At 64.7% G+C, this 17,076-nt stretch carries 14 protein-coding genes and 1 riboswitch; of the genes, 3 read left to right on the top strand and 11 right to left on the bottom strand.

The window, feature by feature from the left end; genetic code table 11:
- The 5 genes from cpaB to K1X74_07155 form a co-directional block, all read right to left on the bottom strand.
- Nucleotides 1–867 (bottom strand): Flp pilus assembly protein CpaB (gene cpaB / locus K1X74_07175; protein MBX7166115.1); only part of this gene is annotated, 867 nt, incomplete at its 3' end.
- A gap of 66 nt (nt 868–933) precedes the next feature.
- Complete coding sequence (locus K1X74_07170; protein MBX7166114.1) at nt 934–1,437, bottom strand: pilus assembly protein; 504 nt, start codon at nt 1,435–1,437, stop codon at nt 934–936.
- Nucleotides 1,434–1,982 (bottom strand): prepilin peptidase, encoded by a 549-nt coding sequence (locus K1X74_07165; protein ID MBX7166113.1) that lies wholly within the window; start codon nt 1,980–1,982, stop codon nt 1,434–1,436. Before K1X74_07165 ends, K1X74_07170 begins: the two co-directional genes overlap by 4 nt.
- Before the next feature lie 350 nt (nt 1,983–2,332).
- A complete protein-coding gene (locus K1X74_07160; protein MBX7166112.1) occupies nt 2,333–2,506 on the bottom strand; it encodes a Flp family type IVb pilin in 174 nt (57 codons plus the stop codon).
- A gap of 207 nt (nt 2,507–2,713) precedes the next feature.
- A riboswitch (cyclic di-GMP riboswitch) is annotated at nt 2,714–2,802 on the bottom strand.
- 326 nt (nt 2,803–3,128) lie between these two features.
- Entirely contained in the window at nt 3,129–4,730 is a 1,602-nt protein-coding gene (locus K1X74_07155; GenBank protein MBX7166111.1) for a glycosyltransferase family 39 protein, read from the bottom strand.
- A gap of 204 nt (nt 4,731–4,934) precedes the next feature.
- Between K1X74_07155 and K1X74_07150 the strand changes: the two genes are divergently transcribed.
- Together K1X74_07150 and K1X74_07145 are read left to right on the top strand one after the other, a co-directional pair.
- Nucleotides 4,935–7,172 carry a YfhO family protein gene (locus tag K1X74_07150; GenBank protein MBX7166110.1) on the top strand — a complete coding sequence of 746 codons (2,238 nt, stop codon included), beginning with the start codon at nt 4,935–4,937 and terminating at the stop codon, nt 7,170–7,172.
- Nucleotides 7,169–8,284 carry a glycosyltransferase family 2 protein gene (locus K1X74_07145; protein MBX7166109.1) on the top strand — a complete coding sequence of 372 codons (1,116 nt, stop codon included), beginning with the start codon at nt 7,169–7,171 and terminating at the stop codon, nt 8,282–8,284. The genes K1X74_07150 and K1X74_07145 overlap by 4 nt, the downstream gene beginning before the upstream one ends.
- Nucleotides 8,285–8,297: 13 nt before the next feature.
- On the opposite strand, the gene K1X74_07140 is transcribed toward K1X74_07145, so the two are convergent.
- The 3 genes from K1X74_07140 to K1X74_07130 form a co-directional block, all read right to left on the bottom strand.
- Nucleotides 8,298–9,392, bottom strand: a complete 1,095-nt coding sequence (locus K1X74_07140; protein MBX7166108.1) for a hypothetical protein — start codon at nt 9,390–9,392, stop codon at nt 8,298–8,300.
- Between the two features lie 85 nt (nt 9,393–9,477).
- Complete coding sequence (locus K1X74_07135) at nt 9,478–10,899, bottom strand: MFS transporter (GenBank protein MBX7166107.1); 1,422 nt, start codon at nt 10,897–10,899, stop codon at nt 9,478–9,480.
- A gap of 397 nt (nt 10,900–11,296) precedes the next feature.
- Nucleotides 11,297–12,211 (bottom strand): hypothetical protein, encoded by a 915-nt coding sequence (locus K1X74_07130; GenBank protein MBX7166106.1) that lies wholly within the window; start codon nt 12,209–12,211, stop codon nt 11,297–11,299.
- Nucleotides 12,212–12,931: 720 nt separating this feature from the next.
- Here K1X74_07130 and K1X74_07125 point away from each other — a divergent pair.
- Nucleotides 12,932–14,398, top strand: a complete 1,467-nt coding sequence (locus tag K1X74_07125; GenBank protein ID MBX7166105.1) for a PEP-CTERM sorting domain-containing protein — start codon at nt 12,932–12,934, stop codon at nt 14,396–14,398.
- Between the two features lie 41 nt (nt 14,399–14,439).
- Here K1X74_07125 and K1X74_07120 read toward each other — a convergent pair whose 3' ends face one another.
- Genes K1X74_07120 through K1X74_07110 form a run of 3 tightly spaced genes read right to left on the bottom strand, consistent with a single transcriptional unit; the run spans nt 14,440 to nt 16,855 of the window.
- Nucleotides 14,440–14,643 carry a hypothetical protein gene (locus K1X74_07120; protein MBX7166104.1) on the bottom strand — a complete coding sequence of 68 codons (204 nt, stop codon included), beginning with the start codon at nt 14,641–14,643 and terminating at the stop codon, nt 14,440–14,442.
- Nucleotides 14,640–15,761, bottom strand: coding sequence for an SGNH/GDSL hydrolase family protein (locus K1X74_07115; GenBank protein MBX7166103.1), 1,122 nt, complete (start codon nt 15,759–15,761; stop codon nt 14,640–14,642). Before K1X74_07115 ends, K1X74_07120 begins: the two co-directional genes overlap by 4 nt.
- Nucleotides 15,762–15,763: 2 nt before the next feature.
- Nucleotides 15,764–16,855: a hypothetical protein gene (locus K1X74_07110; GenBank protein ID MBX7166102.1), complete on the bottom strand. Its 1,092-nt coding sequence runs from the start codon at nt 16,853–16,855 to the stop codon at nt 15,764–15,766.
- Nucleotides 16,856–17,076: the final 221 nt, after the last annotated feature.

Raw genomic sequence — 17,076 nt, 5'->3', positions numbered from 1 at the left:
CGGCGTCGGCTGCGCCGCGGCGGTGTCGGCCGCGGTCGGCTGGCGCTGGCCATGCAGGAAACCTGCCAGTTCGTCCTTCGATGCCGGTTCGTTGTCCTGCATCAGGCTCTCGTCGTCGCGATCGCCTTTATGGGCTTCGTTGTTCAGCAGGTCGTTGGCCAGCGCGCCCTCGGTGGCCGACGCTTCGTCGTCCTCGGGGCTGCGCATCACCAGGCGGATCTTACCCAGCTCGGTGGCGAGCGTGATCAACTCGGCGTCTTGGGGCGTGACCAGCAGCGTGATCGTTTTGGCGGCAATGGCCGATTCTTCGGCTTCTTTTTCTTCGTTGCGGAAGACCTCGTTGATGGCGAACACCTGCACGTCCTGCAGGATCGTGCGTGTCACGGTCTGGCCGATGCCGCGGGCCGGGTCGGACTTGATGTGTACCAACACGTCGACGCGGTCGTTGGGCAGGATCAAACCGCTGCCGCCGCTGACCGAGTCGACCCGCACGGAGACCGCACGGAAGCCCTTGGGAATCAGGCCCGTCGCGCCGGTCTTGCTGGCGCCGGGGCTCAAGAGCTTGGCTTCGAGGATCGGTTCGCCCTGATAGATCTTGGTCCGCACGCGGCGGCCGTCGAGATTGTCGAGGGTCTTAATCGCCCCGGCCGGGATGCGTTCGCGCGGCCAGTCCTCGAGCTTGACGTTCTGAACCGACAAGGGTTCCCAGGTATCGACGTCGGCAATCGCGACGAAAATCGCATCGGTCTCGCCGCGCGGCGAGTCGGGCTGCGCGCGGCGGTTCGCTAGCACCTGGTTGATGCCGATCGAGGCCACGAGGCCGCAGCCCAGGGCCAGCAGCAAGAGCACCAGCGACTTCGGACGCATGCACGCCTCCTGGCTACCGCGCACCGCACGGGGACCCGACGCGGGTCCCGGCGGCCGCCGCCGTACTTATTGGGCGGTCTCTCGGCGCATAGTGGTAGTGGCGCTGAGAGTCTTCCCCCCCAGGTACAACGGCGTAGGCAACCAGCTGACTTGATTAAATGGTACGGACACCGACACGTTCACCGGCGCGCCATAGCCAGCACTACTCGGCGGGCTCGGCGTGACCGATACAGTTGCACCGCTGATGTTGGCACTGAGCAGGTACGTATCGACCGCGTCTTCGACGTCAGCCGTCGTGGTCCCGTCCAGGACACCGAGCCGGGCGCCTTCGCGCGAGGCGTTGGTCAGCACTTGCTGCACCATCACCATGCGCCCGTACTCGATCATGCCGAACACGAGGAGAAACAAGATCGGCGCCACGATGGCGAACTCGACCAGTGCAGCTCCCTTTCGGTTCCTTCGGCAGGACCGCCAGACTTTCTCCACGCGGAACGGCCCGACCTGGCCAAAGTTTTCTCCGACGGCGGCTTTGTGCCCGCGTGCGGTGAGCGAATTTGCCAGCAAGTTCATAGCAGCATCCCCGTCCAGGCGAAGTACACGATGGTGCCAATGGCGATCGGAATCCCGTAGGGCAGCAACAACATCGAGCTCTTGCGCTCGGCCGCGATCACTGCTAGCTGATTCGGGTCGCGGATCGTGAGGATCTCGTTGAGGATCACCTCAAACTGGGCTCGGTGCTTCGGCCAGGCCCGGCGATAGAGCACCATGCCGACGGCGATCACGGCGCCGAACACGGCCGACACGCAGAAGGCATAGAAGGTGATAGTGCCCCAGACCCAGGCGCCGACGCCGGCGAGCAGTTTCACGTCGCCCGCGCCCATGCCGCCGATCGCATAGGCGGGCAGCAACAGCGCCAGGCCCACGGCGGTACCGGCCAGGCTCCAGCCCAGCCCGGCGAAGCCATAGAAGGCCAGGCTGTAGATCCAGCCGCTGATGATCATCGGGAAGGTGATGTAGTTCGGCACCTTCAGCTTCCAGCCGTCGATCACGGCCGCGTAGATCAACACGACGGACACCAGCCACACGTGCCAGTTTTCGATAATCCCAGCCATCATTCAGTCCCTTCTCGATGCGCACTGTCGGGGGCACGACGCCGCTTGCGGCACGCCCCCCCGAGGGCGCCGCGGCAGATCAGGTCCGCACTGCGAAACAGTAGCTCATGATTGCGGTGAAGCAGGCACAGACCCCCATGGCGATCGCCAATAGAGAGTCGGCCGGTGCGTGATGCAGCAATGGATACATCGCTACGTCTCCGGGGTAGGCAGTCGATCGGCGGAAAAACTCGCCGGTCCCTTTAGCAAAGCAGCCCCTCGGGGTCCGTGAGGACCCCGAGGGGTGCAGCAATCCAAACATGTCTTGTGGACCGCGCCGTGGCCAAAGGCTGGCGACGCGACCCGTTCTGGACTTAGGCAATCGAGTTGGCGACGTTCGTGAAGGTCGTATTGGCGTTGGTGCCAATCGAGCTGATCGCCGTCAAGCACACGATCACGATCAGGGCCAGCATCACGGCGTATTCGACCGCGGTCGGGCCATCTTCCGAGACGAGGAAACGGTGCAACTTCGTAGCGAGCGACTTCATAGGTTTTCCTCCCGTTAGTGTGGATAGCCTCATGGTCGCCGTGACGTGACGACCGGGTGATGTGAAGCTACCGACAGGATTGCAGTCTTCGCCGCCGCTTAGCGCACCGAACGGTCCGCTAACGGCCTGTCAGGGCGACGACGAAAACTCCCGTGTCCCGTACAAACCCCCTCGTCCGCTCGCCGCTGGGAAGGCACACGCCATCCTTTCGGCAGCCAGGCTGCCGCTCGGGCTTGCGCCGCGAGTGGCCCTGTGCTTTGCGTCCCGGCCTTGCGACCGGTTTGCCTTTTTCGAGGATGAAGAGGCAACAGGCCCTTTCGTACTCCGAGGCCGCGCGGCCCCCGAGCCGCAACGGACACACGTGGTGTCTGTCGCGTCATTGCAAACCTAGGTCAGCTTCGTCCCTTGTCAAATCACGCACGGGCCCGCGACTTGAGATTTTCCCGCAAGATTTTCCCCGTTGCCGACATTCCACGTCGCGCGTGGTGCGCCTGGCACGGGTTCGTCGCTTTATGTCGGCGCGCGTCGCGTTACGACAACGGACAACGCGCGCCAAGCGCATAATGCGACGCGCGTGACGCAATCGGGATCAGCGGCCCGCCGTCGAGACGCCGAAAAAAATCTACTGCGCGGGTGGAAAGATCACTGCGGCGATCGGGTGACCGGCCTTGTCGAAGATCAAGACTTCGCGATCGCCGGGAACCCGTGGCACCGCGGTGTCGATCCAGGCGAATTGGCCCGCGTTCTGCGCCACCGCGAGACTTGTCGCGCGCATCTCCGCGGGGGCGAACGCCCCGTCAGCGACAATCTGCAGTTCGTTGCGATCGGCTCCCAGATAGGCCAGTGGCCAAAACGACCACCAGTCGTGCGCAACGATCGGCAACGGGCGCACGGACTCGTTTCGGCGCGCGGCGCGGCACGCCAATTCCAGCGCGGCTTGTTTCGGCTCGACCGCGCCCGTGCGAAACGCGCGATGAGGATGCCCCCAGCCGCGATCGAGCGGTACGAGATAGCAGGCGACGAACACGAGCAGCGCCGTCCACGCCAGCACCATGCCGGCCAATCGCGCCGGGACGCGCGTCGCCTGGTGGATCGCGGCCTGCCATCCGCGCGCGAGCACCAGCACGCCGACGCCGATCAGGCCTTGACCGTAGCGCTCGTAATGGGGTTGCAAGGCGCCCGCGCCTGCAACCAGGTAGAAGCCGACCAGCGTCACGGCCCAGGCCGCGAGCACCTGCGCGTCGCGATGCTCGCACGGCCGGCGCTGCAGCCAGCCCCAGGCAGCGGCCAGCGCCAAGAGCAGGCCCCCGACCGTGAGCCCGATGGCCCCCGGCGCGTACGCGTCGAGCAAGGTGCCCGGCACGAAACGAAAGACGGTCAAGCCGGTGAACAAGTCGAGGTACAACCGCAGAAAAGCGGCCAATTCGTGCGGCGAAATCAGCCGCGAGCCGGCCAGTACCCACCACCGGCGACCCAGCCAGGCGAAGGCGACGAACAACAGCAAACCCAACGCGCCGGCAGCGAACTGTGGAGCACCACCCAGTCGCCGTGACAGTTCGGTCCGGTGCTGCCAGGCCAGGACGATCAGCGGAACCACGAGCAGCGGCGCCGCAAACACGTTCGTGGGATGGACCAGCACAGCAGCCGCCAGCGCGACGCCGCCGAGGGCCCACCAGCGCCACGCAGAGCGACCGCGGGCAGCGATCAGTGGCGCGTACAACACCGGCAATGTGAACAGCAACGATTGGCTCGCGTCCCACGCAAACCGGCTGTAGACCAGGTTCACCGGCAGCACCGCCAACACGGCGCTGGTAGTCCAAGCCGTTTCACGATCGTACGCTCGCCGGCATAATCGATAATTCACGGCGATTGCCAGCAGCCCGCTGGCGACGGCAACCCAGCGCAAATGGGCGACGCTCGGCGCAAACAGCGCATGCGATGCGACCAAGGGCAGGATCGCAAACGGATTCAGCGGGTTGCCGGTCGGTGTGTGCCAGGCAACCTCTTGCCCGCCGAGCCAGTGCAGGGCCTGCACCCCCGACCAGGCCTCGTCGCCATTGAGGCCCGGTAGGCGATCGATCGCCACGATGCGGAGCAGCGCGGCGACCACGAATAGCGCCACCCCCTGCCAGCGCAGCGGCACGCGGCACCCGGCGTCTTGCCGATCTGGCTCGATCGCATCGATTGCAACCGGCAACGGCTCGATTTCGGCGACGAGAGACATGGCCGGACGTGTGGAGAGCGTTGGGGGATTCGGGGACACCTCGGTCACAGCAAACCTAGCCGCCAATTCCGTGCGATTTGCACCACAAGCTAGGGTTTCTTGCGGCGCTCGTGCTGCGCGCCGAGCTGCCAGCACGGCGCAGCCCCCCACCGCTCGTTATCACCCCTGCGACCCCTACAACTGCGACGCATGGCATCTGGGCCAATGACCTTTGGACCGAATCGGCGCTGCGCCGAGCGGCAGCTCGCCGCTTGGACGGTGCTCTGCGCGCTGGCGCTGTTTGCGGTCCTGTCGCTGCCCTTCTATTTGGGCCAGGTGTACACGGCCGACGATCTGGCGGCGTTTCATCTGCCCCTGCGGGCGTTCTACGCGACGTGCCTGGCACGCGGCGTAGATTTCGCGTGGCTACCCGACGTATTCAACGGCTACTACGCCCACGGCGAAGGGCAGGGCGGTTTCTATCACCCGTTGCACTTGTTCGTTTACCGCTGGTTGCCGTTGCGGGCGGCGTTTTGCTGGGAGGTGTTGGCCAGCTATCCCCTGATCTGCGTCGGCACTTTTGCGCTGCTGCGGCGGCAGGCGTTGCCGCGCTCGGCCGCATGGTTCGGTGGTGTGCTCGCCGCCGCCAGCGGGTTCAGCCTGTTGCACCTGATGCATATCAACGCCCTGGCTGTGCTGGCGCATACGCCCTGGCTGCTCTGGGCCGATGAGATCCGCCTGCGGACGCACCAACGCCGTACCGCGGCGCGTTGCGAGCTGGCGATCGCCTTGCTCACAGGTTCGCAACTGCTGCTGGGCTATCCGCAGTATGTCTGGATGTCGCTGGTGGCCGAGGGTGCCTACCTCGCGTGGCGCAGCCGCGCGTTGCGCGTCGGCTGGCGGCCGTTGCTCTGGATTGCCGGAGCAAAGCTGCTGGGCCTGGGCCTGGCGGCCATTCAACTGTTGCCGACGCTCGAAATGCTGCAACACTCGACCCGCGAGACCGTCGCGCGCGACTTTGCCGGGTGGGGTTCGTTGCAGCCGGCGAACCTGGTGCAGCTCGTCGCGCCGTACGCGCTGGCCAACCGCGTGGTAGGCGGCAACACGCACGAGTTGGGCCTGTACCTGGGCAGCGTTCCGTTGACCTTGATCGTCTGGCTCGTGGCGGCGCGGCCCCGGATGTCGGCCGCTCGTCGCCGACTGGCCTGGGCGGCGGGCCTGATGGCCGTGGTCGCGCTGCTGTTTGCCTGCGGCGAATACGCTGGTCTTTATCGTTGGCAAACGTGGCTGCCGGTCGTGGGCAAGTTTCGCTTTCCGTGCCGGTACCTGGCCCTCGTGCACCTGTCCATCGCGGTGTTGGCCGCGGTCGCGCTGGCTGCGCTCGCGAAGCAACCGCAACTCCACACGGCACAAATCGAACGCGGCCGACGCGCTTTGGCCCTGCTGCCCCTTGCGGCGATCGTCGCCGCGACGGCCATCGCGCTGGTCTTTCCGCGTGAGCAGCAGGCCGCCTGGCCGCTGATGCTCGTCGGTCCGCTACTGCTTGCCATTGCGGCCCTGCTGATCGAGCGCGCCGCGTGCCTGGCACCCTGGGCCCTGCCCGGGTTGATCGCCTTCGGCTTCGTCGACCTGGGCGTCTATGGGTTGAGCTACTCGGTGTGGCCGCATCACGGGCCGCTGCCGGCCGCGTATGCCGAACGCGACTTGCCGCCGTCGCTTGCTTCCGAGCGCGTCGTACTCGACCTGGCACCCTTCAATCGCCCGGCACAGCATCGCGGCAACCAAGCGGCGCTCGACGGATATCAGCGCGTCGACGGCTACGCTGGCCTGCAACCGGCCCGGCGCCTCGACTACACGCGCAGCAAGACTTTGCGCGTCGCGGGGGTCGGCTGGGCGAGTGCGCTGGCCGCGACGCGGGTGACGGACCTCACGCCAGACCCAACCACGGGCGCGGGCGGTGTGCATCTCGCCAATCCTCTGCCGCGCTGCCGGCTGGTTTCCCGGGTGCTCGTTACGCGCGATCCGGCCCGCGACCTCGAAGCCATCGACCCGGCGGAGACGGCCCTGGTCGATCGGCCCGTTGAGCTGGACGCGGCCGCGCCGGGCTGCGTGGCAATGGCCGACGAGCAGCCGGGCCGCGTGCGCCTGCTCACTGATGCGCCGGGCAGACAACTGCTGGTCGTCGCCGACAGCTTCGATGCCGGATGGCAGGCAGCGATCGACGGACAGCCCTGCCCCGTCGTTCGGGCGTATGGCGACTTTCTCGCCTGCGTCGTGCCGCCGGGCATCCACCAGGTCGAGTTCACGTTTCGCCCGCGCAGCTTGCGGCAGGGTGCGATTGTTTCGGCCGTAACGCTTCTGGCGACGCTGGCGTTGTTCCTCGGGCGTGCCTGCCTGGTCCCCGTCGATTGCAAGGCGAAACGTATAGTTTCGAAAACCCTGCCTACTGAGCCCATGCCATGACCACGACCTACCCGACCACCCCAACGATCGCCTCGCGCGGGGGCACCGTCAGCATCGTCTTGCCGGTGTTCAACGAGCGCCGCGTCCTGGAGTCGCTCGTCGCTCAGGTCAGCGCCGCCGCGCAAGCGACCGGGCTGGACTACGAAATCGTGTTCATCAACGACGGCTCGACCGACGGCAGCACCGAGCTACTCGACCGGCTCGCAGCCGCCGACCGACGAATCGTCGTACTGCACTTGTCGCGCAATTTCGGCCACCAGGCCGCGGTCCAAGCGGGTCTCGCGCACGCTCGCGGCGATTGCCTCGTCGTGATGGACAGCGATCTGCAGGATGCCCCCAGTGCGATCGGCCGGTTTGTCGATCAATGGCGCCAGGGCTACGACGTGGTCTACGCCGTGCGCGTGGGTCGCAAGGAAGGTCGCGTCAAGCGATTCTTGTTTACCGGCTTTTACCGGCTGCTCTCTGCGATCGCCAATACCCGGTTGCCGCTCGATGCGGGTAACTTCGGGTTGATGGATCGCCGCGTGGCGCAACAGATCGTCGCCCTGCCCGAACGCGATCGCTACTTCGCGGGCCTGCGCAGTTGGGTCGGCTATCGCCAGGTGGGGATCGTCGTCGAGCGCAACTCGCGCTACGACGACACGCCGCGAGTCTCGCTGTGGGGGCTGTTCCGACTGGCAAAGACGGCCATCTTTTCCTTTTCGACCGCACCGCTGGCGCTGTTCACCGTGATCGGCGCGGCGGCCGGCACGATCTTTCTGGGACTGGCCGGGTTCTCGCTGTTTTGCAAGTTGTTTACCGATCTGGCGATCCCCGGCTGGACGTCGCACATCCTCAGCGCGAGCTTCTTCGGGGCACTCAACGCCCTGGGAATCAGCGTGCTGGGCGAATACGTCGTGCGAATCTACGACCAGGTGCGCGCGCGGCCGTTGTTCCTCGTCGGCCGGAAAGTGAACGGCGATGCGGCCCGAGAAGTGTCTGGCCTCCGGCAGCAGGTCAACTGCGGCGACGATCTGTACGCCGAACTGCTCGAAGATGCCAACCATCTGGTGGCCGAGGCAGAACGCTTGCGGGCCGATGCCGACGCCAGCGCCGTCGCCGGCGTTCGTTGACCGGTTCGGCAGCCTATCCGAGACGAGCTGTCGGCTCCCGATCCGGCGCGCCACCCGCGGCCGCTTGCCTCAGCTCGAAGAGGGCCTTGACCGACGCCGCCGCGCCGAAGCAGAGCAGCGGCGCGAGCATCGAGCCCCAGTATTGATTGAACGGCTGGCCGACGATCGCGAACGCCACAAGAAACATCATCGTCGTCGTGGCCAAGCGCCAGCCGGCCGGCGACTGCCACGCCGCGAGACCCAAGATGGCCAGCGGCAAGTAAACGGCCGCAGCCCATTGCGGCGAAACGAGCAGGTAGGCGTTCATTTGCGCGATCGCGATTAGGAACGCCCACCCGCCGAAGCATACCCAACCCTGGTCGTGGGCCCGGGCCCCTGGGTCGATGAGCGTCTGCACCATCGCCCAATGCTGGCTCAAGTAGAAGCCGTACACTGCCAGGCTCACGGTCCAACATGCCGCCTCGCGCCAGCGCCGCTGTGTCGCGGCCAGCACCAGGCACCATCCGGCATAAGGCAGAATCAATTCGCGCGTAAACAGCGCCGCCAGGCCAGCCGCAAAGCCCAACCGGCGGCGATCGACTCCATAAGCCGCCACCGACAGGGCCAGCAACACGCCTGCCCAGACTTCGGACATCAGATACAGGTCGCCCAGGATGCAGGGCATCACCGCGCCGCACAGTAAGACGCCGCCCAGCAGCGCGGTCCCCATACCGAGCTGCTGGTCGAGCCAGGCGAAGCCCACGCCGATGAGCGCGAGTGCGGCCAGCCCCAGTACGACCTGACCCCACACCGGGTCGGGCGCTTTGCCGATGGCCCACAGCAACAGCGGCGGCCGCCAATTGAAGACGCTGGCCGTCGGATAGCCGCGTTCGGCGAGCTCCCGGGCGACGGCCGGGTAATACGCCGCACCTTGTTGCACCCGATCGACGATCGCCCGGTAGAGTGCCACGTCGCCGGGGCGAGCGCGGACCGCATCGGTCTGATCGCTCCCGAGCGGTGACAAACTGATCGCCACGCTCGCCACGATCGCCACAATCGTCACGCCCAGTACCGCGCGCGCGGCAGTCGGTCCCAGTTGGGCGAACGACGTCCTCAGGACCGGATACATAGCTGTCTTCCTCCGGACGGCCGGCCGCTCGCCGGCAGCGTCCCGGATGAAGCCTAGGTCATCCCCCGCGCGGTTTCCGCGGGCGCTATGCCGCGGCGGCCGCCTGCCGCTCGGCCGAACGGTCGTGGAAACCGAACCAGAAGAAGACGAGCGTCGCCCCGGCCAGGCCCGCCGCCAAGAACCAGATGCTGGGCCAGTCGTTACGCTGGGCCCGTCGCCACTCTTCGCGCGTGACCTCGCCGTTGCGGTCCTCGTCGGCCACTTGGATGGCCTCTTCGAGCGTAGTCTTCATCGGCAAGCCGGCGTACTTCGCTTCGACCGCGGCGGCCGTGAGCCGGCCGTCGGCCGCCAGGCCCAGCTCCTGCGCAAAGCCGGTCTTGCCCGTCGGATCCCAATCGGGCAGCGGTTGTTGCGAGCTCGATCCGTCGGCCGCGGTCGTCGTGACCCGGGGCGGGTGGAAGTAGTCCTTCGTCCAGCCCGAGGCATTGCTGCCGACGAACATTCCCAGCCCCAGGGTGATGATTGCAAAGAAGCTCTGAGCCCGGGCGCGTTGCGAGACCTCGGCCTTCTTGTCGACATAGATGTAGCTGGCCACGAAGTAGAAGTCGTAGCACACGCCGTGCAGTATCAGGCCCACGATCACCAGCGGGAACGACATGCTGCCGAAGAACAGGTAGCGCACGACCCAGGCCAGCATGCCCACGGCCAGCATGCGCTTGATGCCCAGCCAGGCCACGAACAACGGCATCGCGGCCATGAAGAACACTTCGGAGATCTGCCCGAGCGTCTGCAGCACCGCGGGATAGGGATAGTCGCACTGGCTGAGAAACACGTTGCACAGCGTGTAGTAGAACGACAGCGGAATGCACAGCACGAACGACGCGACGAGGAACACGACGAACGACGGCTCGCGCAACAGGTGCAGCAGGCCCTCGCGTCCCGCGGCGTGCGATTCCTTCGATTTGGGCGGCGTGTGCGGCAGCAACAAGCTGAACAGCCCGAGCACCACCGAGCTACAAGACGCCATGACGAGGATGTTTTGCGACTGGTCCCAGTGCATCGCCCCCACGACCCAGTTGGCCCCGATCCAGCCAAACGTGCCGAACACGCGGATCAGCGGAAACTCCTTTTCCGGGTCCTTGATGTTCTCGAAGCTGATCGAGTTGGTCAGCGCCAAGGTCGGCATATAGCACAACGCATAGGCAATCATCGTGGGGAACAACTGCTCGTAGCTCGTGAGCGTCGACGCATACCAGAGCAGCCCGCCGCCCACGAGGTGCAACACGGCCAGGAGCCGTTCGGTGGCAAACAGGCGGTCGGCGATATAGCCGACCAGGAACGGCGACAAGATCGCGGCGATCGCCGTGGTGCCGAAGATCGAGCCCTGTTGTGCGCCGGTGAACTTGAGCTTCTGGTCCATGTACCCGCCGATGGCGACGCCCCAGGAGCCCCAGACGTAGTACTGGATGAACATCATCATGCACAGGCGTGCGTAGACCGATCCCATGGCGGCAATTCCTCGAGGCCTGACCGACGGCGAGCGAAAAAGACGTCGAAACCAGCGGCGGTTCAATCCAACCCCAACCAACGAAAGGGGGCATTCTAAGGAGCCCACCCGCTGGAAGGAAGCGCGGCCGCCGCACGGCACCCGGCGACAAGCGCGGAAGGTGTTTTGGTCAGGATCGCGCGGACGCCGCTGCGCGTAGGTTGCCGCCGCGTCATGCTGTTGGCCGTCTCGGCTTGCGGCTGCGACTCGCGGTATGCGTCTGCCCCGAACCTCCCGCTTCAGGCGACGCTCGCGATAGCTCCGACGGACTTTTCGGCCAGGGCAATTGGAGACCCATGCCGTGTATCAGGCACGAAAACCGGAATGTGCCGCCTGAGGAAGACCTGAGAGAAGACTCTCAGTAAGCAGTACCAAAACGAAGCAGCACGGCACCGTCGTCGACCGAAAACGCCTCGGCGTAAATCGCGTCTGTGCACACCCCAAACAAATACAGTGACTTCCCCTCGAGAATTGGTGCCAGTTCGTGAAATACAATTCCCGAGCCCCCTCCATGGGGATCTGCACACCAGACGTCACGGCTCCATGCGATCTCATGCTTGTTTGAATCGACACCATACAAACGATATGTACTTGACAGACACGAATAGACAGCAACCACTACCTTGTGCTTGGAAATAGGCACCGCGACAAGATTGACCAACTCGCCAAGCCGGTCCACAGAAGACAACAGGGCGCTGGTTGGAATCGCATACCAGACCCCAAAAACGGAAACAAGAACGTCGCTGGAATTACCGTCTTGCCTGATCGGGTGCCTTGAATTGACTTGCACGCCGGCCACCCTCCATGCCGACCGTTCGCCAAGCACCTGCTCGCTGTCGGCCCCGTCAAACGAGTAGTCAACATAGAACGTTTCGCGCGAAACATATCGACTGAAGAAGAACGCCGCCTGCCACGAATCGGGGATGTGCGCGCGCAAGCGACCTTCGACGAATCCCAGAAACCGCTGCAGCGACGGTGCATCGATCTTCTTTCCAACATTATTTTCGCCGTCGTCCATGGCCCGCCGCACTTCTTCCCATGCCGCGCGCACTGCGATGCTGGGGTTGCGGTGTCGCTTGAGGGCTGCGAGCGAACTCTGACTGGCGTTGGCAAACAACGCGTCGTATCGCTCAAAGACGTCCGAATCAATTGCGGGGTGATAATCGCGTGTGATGAGTTCTTCTAGCCGCTCGACAGCAGTCGGCTCGCAAGCATGCGACAGACAAGGAAAACAGACACCTGAAGACACAACGATTGCGTAGCAGAGGCGCATTACACAATCGTTCAAACACCTTGTTCTTTGAAGATTCATCGTGCCAATACCTTGGTGAGTCGGATCGACGGTGGCATGAAGCCCCGTCATCCCTGTGCAACAAGACCATTCCAGTCGGCAATCACGAACCTCGGGTTGCGCCGAACGACGAGTTGAAACCCGGGGCCAGAGAGTGACGCGGAGCATGGATTCGCAGGAGCGGCTTCCAGGCGAAAACATAACAGGAACATCGACAAGCCTCCTCCGAGATTCAACTCCGGACAATTCCTGCGCCCTCCAAGCGAGTTCGCAACAACCTGCGGCCATCTCGGCAAGCCGCCCGCTGGCGGGAATTCACTTGCGGAGCGCGTGGCCGTGCCTTACTATCCGCGAAGAGGGCAGTCTCGCAGATGAGTGAATCTGCCCGGCTTCATGGATTGCCGGTTGGTCGCGCGACCAGCGTGGACCGGTGATCCTCATACAGAGGGCCGCTCGTGACGTTCCGCCGGTGAAGCTCCGCGGAACCTCCGGTTTTCTTCGTCGGTGCACAGATCGGGCGATCCGCCGATTTGTTGTCATACATCGCAAACCGGATAGCGGTTTCTGCTCGCCATCTATGCAGGTTTACGAGTTGCCCGATCGCGCCCAGTGCTGCGCGTTATGGCTCTGTGCTGCGAGTTGGGCTCGTGCTTCTCCACAGAACGTCGCCGCGGCGCATTCGTAAAAGGGGAGAGCGAAGTGATGAGGCATTGCCTGGCATGGCTGGTATTTGTGTCGCTCTGCGTGTCGAGTTGCCCGACCATGGCGCGCGATATCCTGTTGATCGACGATTTTGCCACGGGCTTCGGACCTGCCGTCGGTCTGCTGACAGGTGCAGGTCATAACGTCACGCAGATCTTCAACGAGCGCGCCGGCGGCTACACGCATCTGAGCGATGCCAGCTACCTGTCCAACTTCGATATGGTCGTTTACTCGGTGCGCAGCCGAGTGATTCCCAACGCCGCGATCCTGGGTGTGGCCGAGAACTACGCCGCCCAAGGCGGCGACTTGTTGCTCACCTCGCTGGGTGAAAGCATCTCTCTGGACGACCCGAACGACACCCTGGCAGCGTTTCAGTTCGCTCGGCTGATGGGGCCCGAGTACGTATTTGGTACGCCGCCGGTACCGCAACAAGTCACGACGATCGATAATTTCATCACTCATGGCCCCTTTGGCGATTTTCGCGGAGCGGCGAGTGCGAACTCCAACGGCTACGATCAGTTTCACGCGAACACGGCCATCGGCGCCGTGCCGCTGGTCAGCGTGGCCGACGGCCGGACGGACAAGGTGGTGTTCACCGACTTGCCCGGCAGCGGTGGCTCGATCGGCATCTGGCAGGGCCATCAATTTCAGGCACCGGGCCTGCCCGCGCAGCCCGACTTTTTCGACGGCGACGTGTTTCAAGGCCTGTTCCTGAATTGGGCCCAGGGAGGGACCACCACGCAAACCGAAATCACCCCACAGGTATTCACCACCGAGGCTCACCCGCAGGCCTCGAGCATCACGCTCGACATCTACCTGGGAAACCCCACGACCGACGGTGTGCTCCTGGCCTCGGCCGGGCCGTTCCCCGTGCATGGCACGGCCAAGGTCGTCGGCTCGGTCGACGGCTCCGGCGATGGAACAGTCGCCTTGGCCGAAGGCATCGCCCACGTCGACGACGTCAACAATGCGTTGCTCGATCTCGGCGTGCTCGGCTCGCTGCGCATCGACGTGTCGAACACGACGATGTTCTTGAACAGCCGCGCCGTCGACGTGCTCGGCAATCAATATGACATTACACAGAACTACTACACGGCTGGGCTGTTGAGCGGGTCATTCAACGTCCACTCGCCGACCGGCGCGGTCGCGGCGCTGCTGCCCGGCACCTTCCCGGTCGTCCTCGACGTTCCCTCCTTTTACTTGGGAGGCCCAGACGACTTCGACGGCGCCACATTTGACGGGACGTTCGACGAAGGCGCCGGGTTGCTCGCGCCGGGCGCTGAATTCAACCTGAACGTCGACCGGGCCGGTTTACCCCTGATCTATTTGCCGGGCCTGGGCGATCTGTACGCCGTGCCGCGGAGCGATTTGCACTTCGCCGCGGTGCCCGAGCCGTCGTCGCTGGTGTTGATGCTGGCCGCCCTGGCGTGCGGCGCGTTGCTGCCGGCGAGGCGCAAGCTGCGGTAGCGGGCCGGCAATTAGAAGGTGCTCCACCCGCCGGCGGAAGGTCAGTACAAGATGTACTGGAACGGTGACGTGCCGCTCATGTCCATGGTCCACAGCAGCAGGCAATACAGCACGATCACGACGGCCAACGGAATCATCCACCAGAGCTTGTAGGCCCACAGCCCGCCGGCCAGTCGGGCCATCAGGCCGCGGTGACGGGGTCCGTGGGCGCCCGGTTCGGAAGGATGGTCGTGGGTTGGTTTCATGGGGCCTCGGTCTGCGAAGATTCCAGCGGCGGCTTCAGCACGGTCGTCGTCAATCCTCGGGCAATCGCCTCGGCGAGGATCTGGTGTCCCTGCGCGTTGGGGTGCGCGTCGCCAGGCGAGACCCAGAGCGTGGGCGGGTTCTGTCCGTCAAAGGCACTCGTCAAGTCGAGCACGCTTACCTGGGGGCCCTGGGCCAGCGCGGCGACCTTTTGGTGCACGTAGCGAAAGGGATAGTCGTTGCCCAATTGGTGCAGCTCCGGAATCAGCAACACGACCAGCGGCAGCTGGTGTTCGTGGCACAGGTCGATCAACTCGGCGATCGCCCCCCGACACGCCTGCCAGCCGGGCGCGGAGTCGCGATACAAGCCGGCGTAGTAGTCGCGCCAATCGCTGTGCAGGCCCCAGCCGCGCGAAAGTGAATCGTAGCCCGACGCCGCAAACACGTACAAATAGGAATTGCGAGCCAGGAAGTGCCGGGCCGGGTGCGACTGCGGCTCCGCGTCGTTGAGAAAGAAACCCAACATCACCAGGTCCGGTTGCAAGGCCAGACCGCGCTCGCGGAAATAGGCGACCTCCTGCACGGTGTTGTAGTTGCCCACGCCCGAGTTGATGACTTCGTAGCGCCGCACGGTGGCTGCCGGATCGGCCGGCGCCGTCGCGGCGGAGCGGTTCAAGATGCCTTGCAGCACGGCCGGATAGCTCGCGTCGAACGCGGCCCCCCAGCCAAACGTAATCGAATCGCCCAAGGCCAGGATGCGGTATACGCCGGGGGGCTTGGCGACGGAGAGCTCGGGGCCACGCAGACCCTGCGAGTTGATCTCGACGTCGACGCCCATCAACCGGGCCCGGCCGCCGGGAATGTGTTCGTGGCCCATGCCCGCCACCGGGCTCGGCCGCTTGAGCAGCCGCGCATATTTCCACATTTCGATCGCGTAGTGCATTCCGTGGCGATCGAAAATCGCGCGCGTGGCCAATTCGAGCGCGACTAGGCTGACGAGCGTCGCGAAACTGGCGGCCAAGACGCGCGGCAACCAGCGTCGTAGGAGCGATGCTCGAGGCGGTCGCCCGGGCAAAGTCCCCTGCGGTTCGCCCTGGCCGGTGGTCGCTGGATCAGCCATCTTCAACGCCCGTTGTCCTCGATTTCCAGAAAACCCGGCACATCGGTCCGGAGCCAACTCACGGTCGCCTCGGCCGCCAGAGCGTGTGCCTGGCTGTTGGGATGATGATCCGTGGCGTAAACCCAAAGGTCCGAAGTCCGGCGCCCTCGAAATACGTCGAGCAGGTCCAAGGTGGGCAACCCCGCCTCGCGCGCCATGCGGCCGACGAGCTCGTGAATCGGCGTCAAGGGATACCCGCTCTCCAAGTCGATCAGCAAGGGATACAGCACCAGTGCCACCGGGCAGTCGCGCTGTGCGGCCAGAGCCGCGATGGACTCGCGCATTCGCTCGAGGTTGTCGGCATTCTGCCGTGGATCATAGCAGTCGAGATACCATTGCTTGGTTTGTCCGGCAACGGCGCCCAATTCCCGGGACAGCATCAACGAAGTCAGCACCCAGGAGTGACCGTACCATTTCCCTGCCAGGTGCGCTTGGAGGGCGAGGTCCCGGGTATTCACCAGGTCGTTGATCACGTTCATGCGCTGTTGCAGCGAATCGGTCAGCAGGATGTCGTTCGGCGTGAAGACCACGAGCACACGCCGGCAACCGTACGCCTGGATCAGCTGCGGCAACAGGGCCACCATTTCGGCGGTCTTCATCCCGGGCCAGGCGGCATTGACCACCTCGCAATTCGGCCCCAATCGACTCTCCATCTTTCGAAACAGGCTCTTGTCGAGCGGCACCCCCTCGCCGAAAGCAAAAGACGCGCCGAGACCGCCAATGCGTAACACGCCCGCGGCGGGCGGACCGCCGTACGCTCGATCGCGCGTGCCTTGCTGGGAATACTCGTACTCGACGACCCAGGGTGTCTGGCGAAGCGCCGTCAACGGGTACTCGCGCTTGGCAAAATCAATCAACCGCCAGGCGCCGTGCGAGACATCGGGGGCTGGCGCGAAGTCGCCATGCGGATTCGTCGGGTAGCAGTGATAGTCCAAGCGGGGCTGGTGCCCGACGGCGATCAGATAGCGCTTCGACAGTGGTACGGGATTGGCACCCGCCAGCCGCAATGCGACCTCCAGCGCCAAACCGCCCAAGACCAGCCCCAAGACAACCATCGCGGCGCGCATTGCCAGGCGGGTCGAGCGACGCGAATGGGCCGCCGACGCGGGAGTTTCGAGAGCAGCGCGATCTGCCAAGGCTGTGGCTCGCCCAAACTTGCCTAGGGGGGCAAAACACCCATTCTACGTGCTCACCTGCCCGCGTTCACAGACGGACGAAGCGGGGGCACTCCCCGCGAGTTTGCCGGAGCCTGCGACGCCGCGACACGGTCGCGCTC

It is taken from the genome of Pirellulales bacterium, from assembly GCA_019694435.1.
GTDB lineage: Bacteria > Planctomycetota > Planctomycetia > Pirellulales > JAEUIK01 > JAIBBZ01.
The sequence above is the reverse complement of the archived record's forward strand: the minus strand, read 5'-3'. Positions and strand labels throughout refer to the sequence as shown.

Bases quoted from the DNA above. Each gene is read 5' to 3' on its own strand.
- K1X74_07165 (MBX7166113.1), bottom strand. From the start codon at position 1,982: ATGATGGCTGGGATTATCGAAAACTGGCACGTGTGGCTGGTGTCCGTC.
- K1X74_07115 (MBX7166103.1), bottom strand. From the start codon at position 15,761: ATGGCTGATCCAGCGACCACCGGCCAGGGCGAACCGCAGGGGACTTTG.
- K1X74_07145 (MBX7166109.1), top strand. From the start codon at position 7,169: ATGACCACGACCTACCCGACCACCCCAACGATCGCCTCGCGCGGGGGC.
- K1X74_07125 (MBX7166105.1), top strand. From the start codon at position 12,932: ATGAGGCATTGCCTGGCATGGCTGGTATTTGTGTCGCTCTGCGTGTCG.
- K1X74_07160 (MBX7166112.1), bottom strand. From the start codon at position 2,506: ATGAAGTCGCTCGCTACGAAGTTGCACCGTTTCCTCGTCTCGGAAGAT.
- K1X74_07150 (MBX7166110.1), top strand. From the start codon at position 4,935: ATGACCTTTGGACCGAATCGGCGCTGCGCCGAGCGGCAGCTCGCCGCT.
- K1X74_07120 (MBX7166104.1), bottom strand. From the start codon at position 14,643: ATGAAACCAACCCACGACCATCCTTCCGAACCGGGCGCCCACGGACCC.
- K1X74_07130 (MBX7166106.1), bottom strand. From the start codon at position 12,211: ATGCGCCTCTGCTACGCAATCGTTGTGTCTTCAGGTGTCTGTTTTCCT.
- K1X74_07140 (MBX7166108.1), bottom strand. From the start codon at position 9,392: ATGTATCCGGTCCTGAGGACGTCGTTCGCCCAACTGGGACCGACTGCC.
- K1X74_07155 (MBX7166111.1), bottom strand. From the start codon at position 4,730: ATGTCTCTCGTCGCCGAAATCGAGCCGTTGCCGGTTGCAATCGATGCG.
- K1X74_07135 (MBX7166107.1), bottom strand. From the start codon at position 10,899: ATGGGATCGGTCTACGCACGCCTGTGCATGATGATGTTCATCCAGTAC.
- K1X74_07110 (MBX7166102.1), bottom strand. From the start codon at position 16,855: ATGGTTGTCTTGGGGCTGGTCTTGGGCGGTTTGGCGCTGGAGGTCGCA.
- K1X74_07170 (MBX7166114.1), bottom strand. From the start codon at position 1,437: ATGAACTTGCTGGCAAATTCGCTCACCGCACGCGGGCACAAAGCCGCC.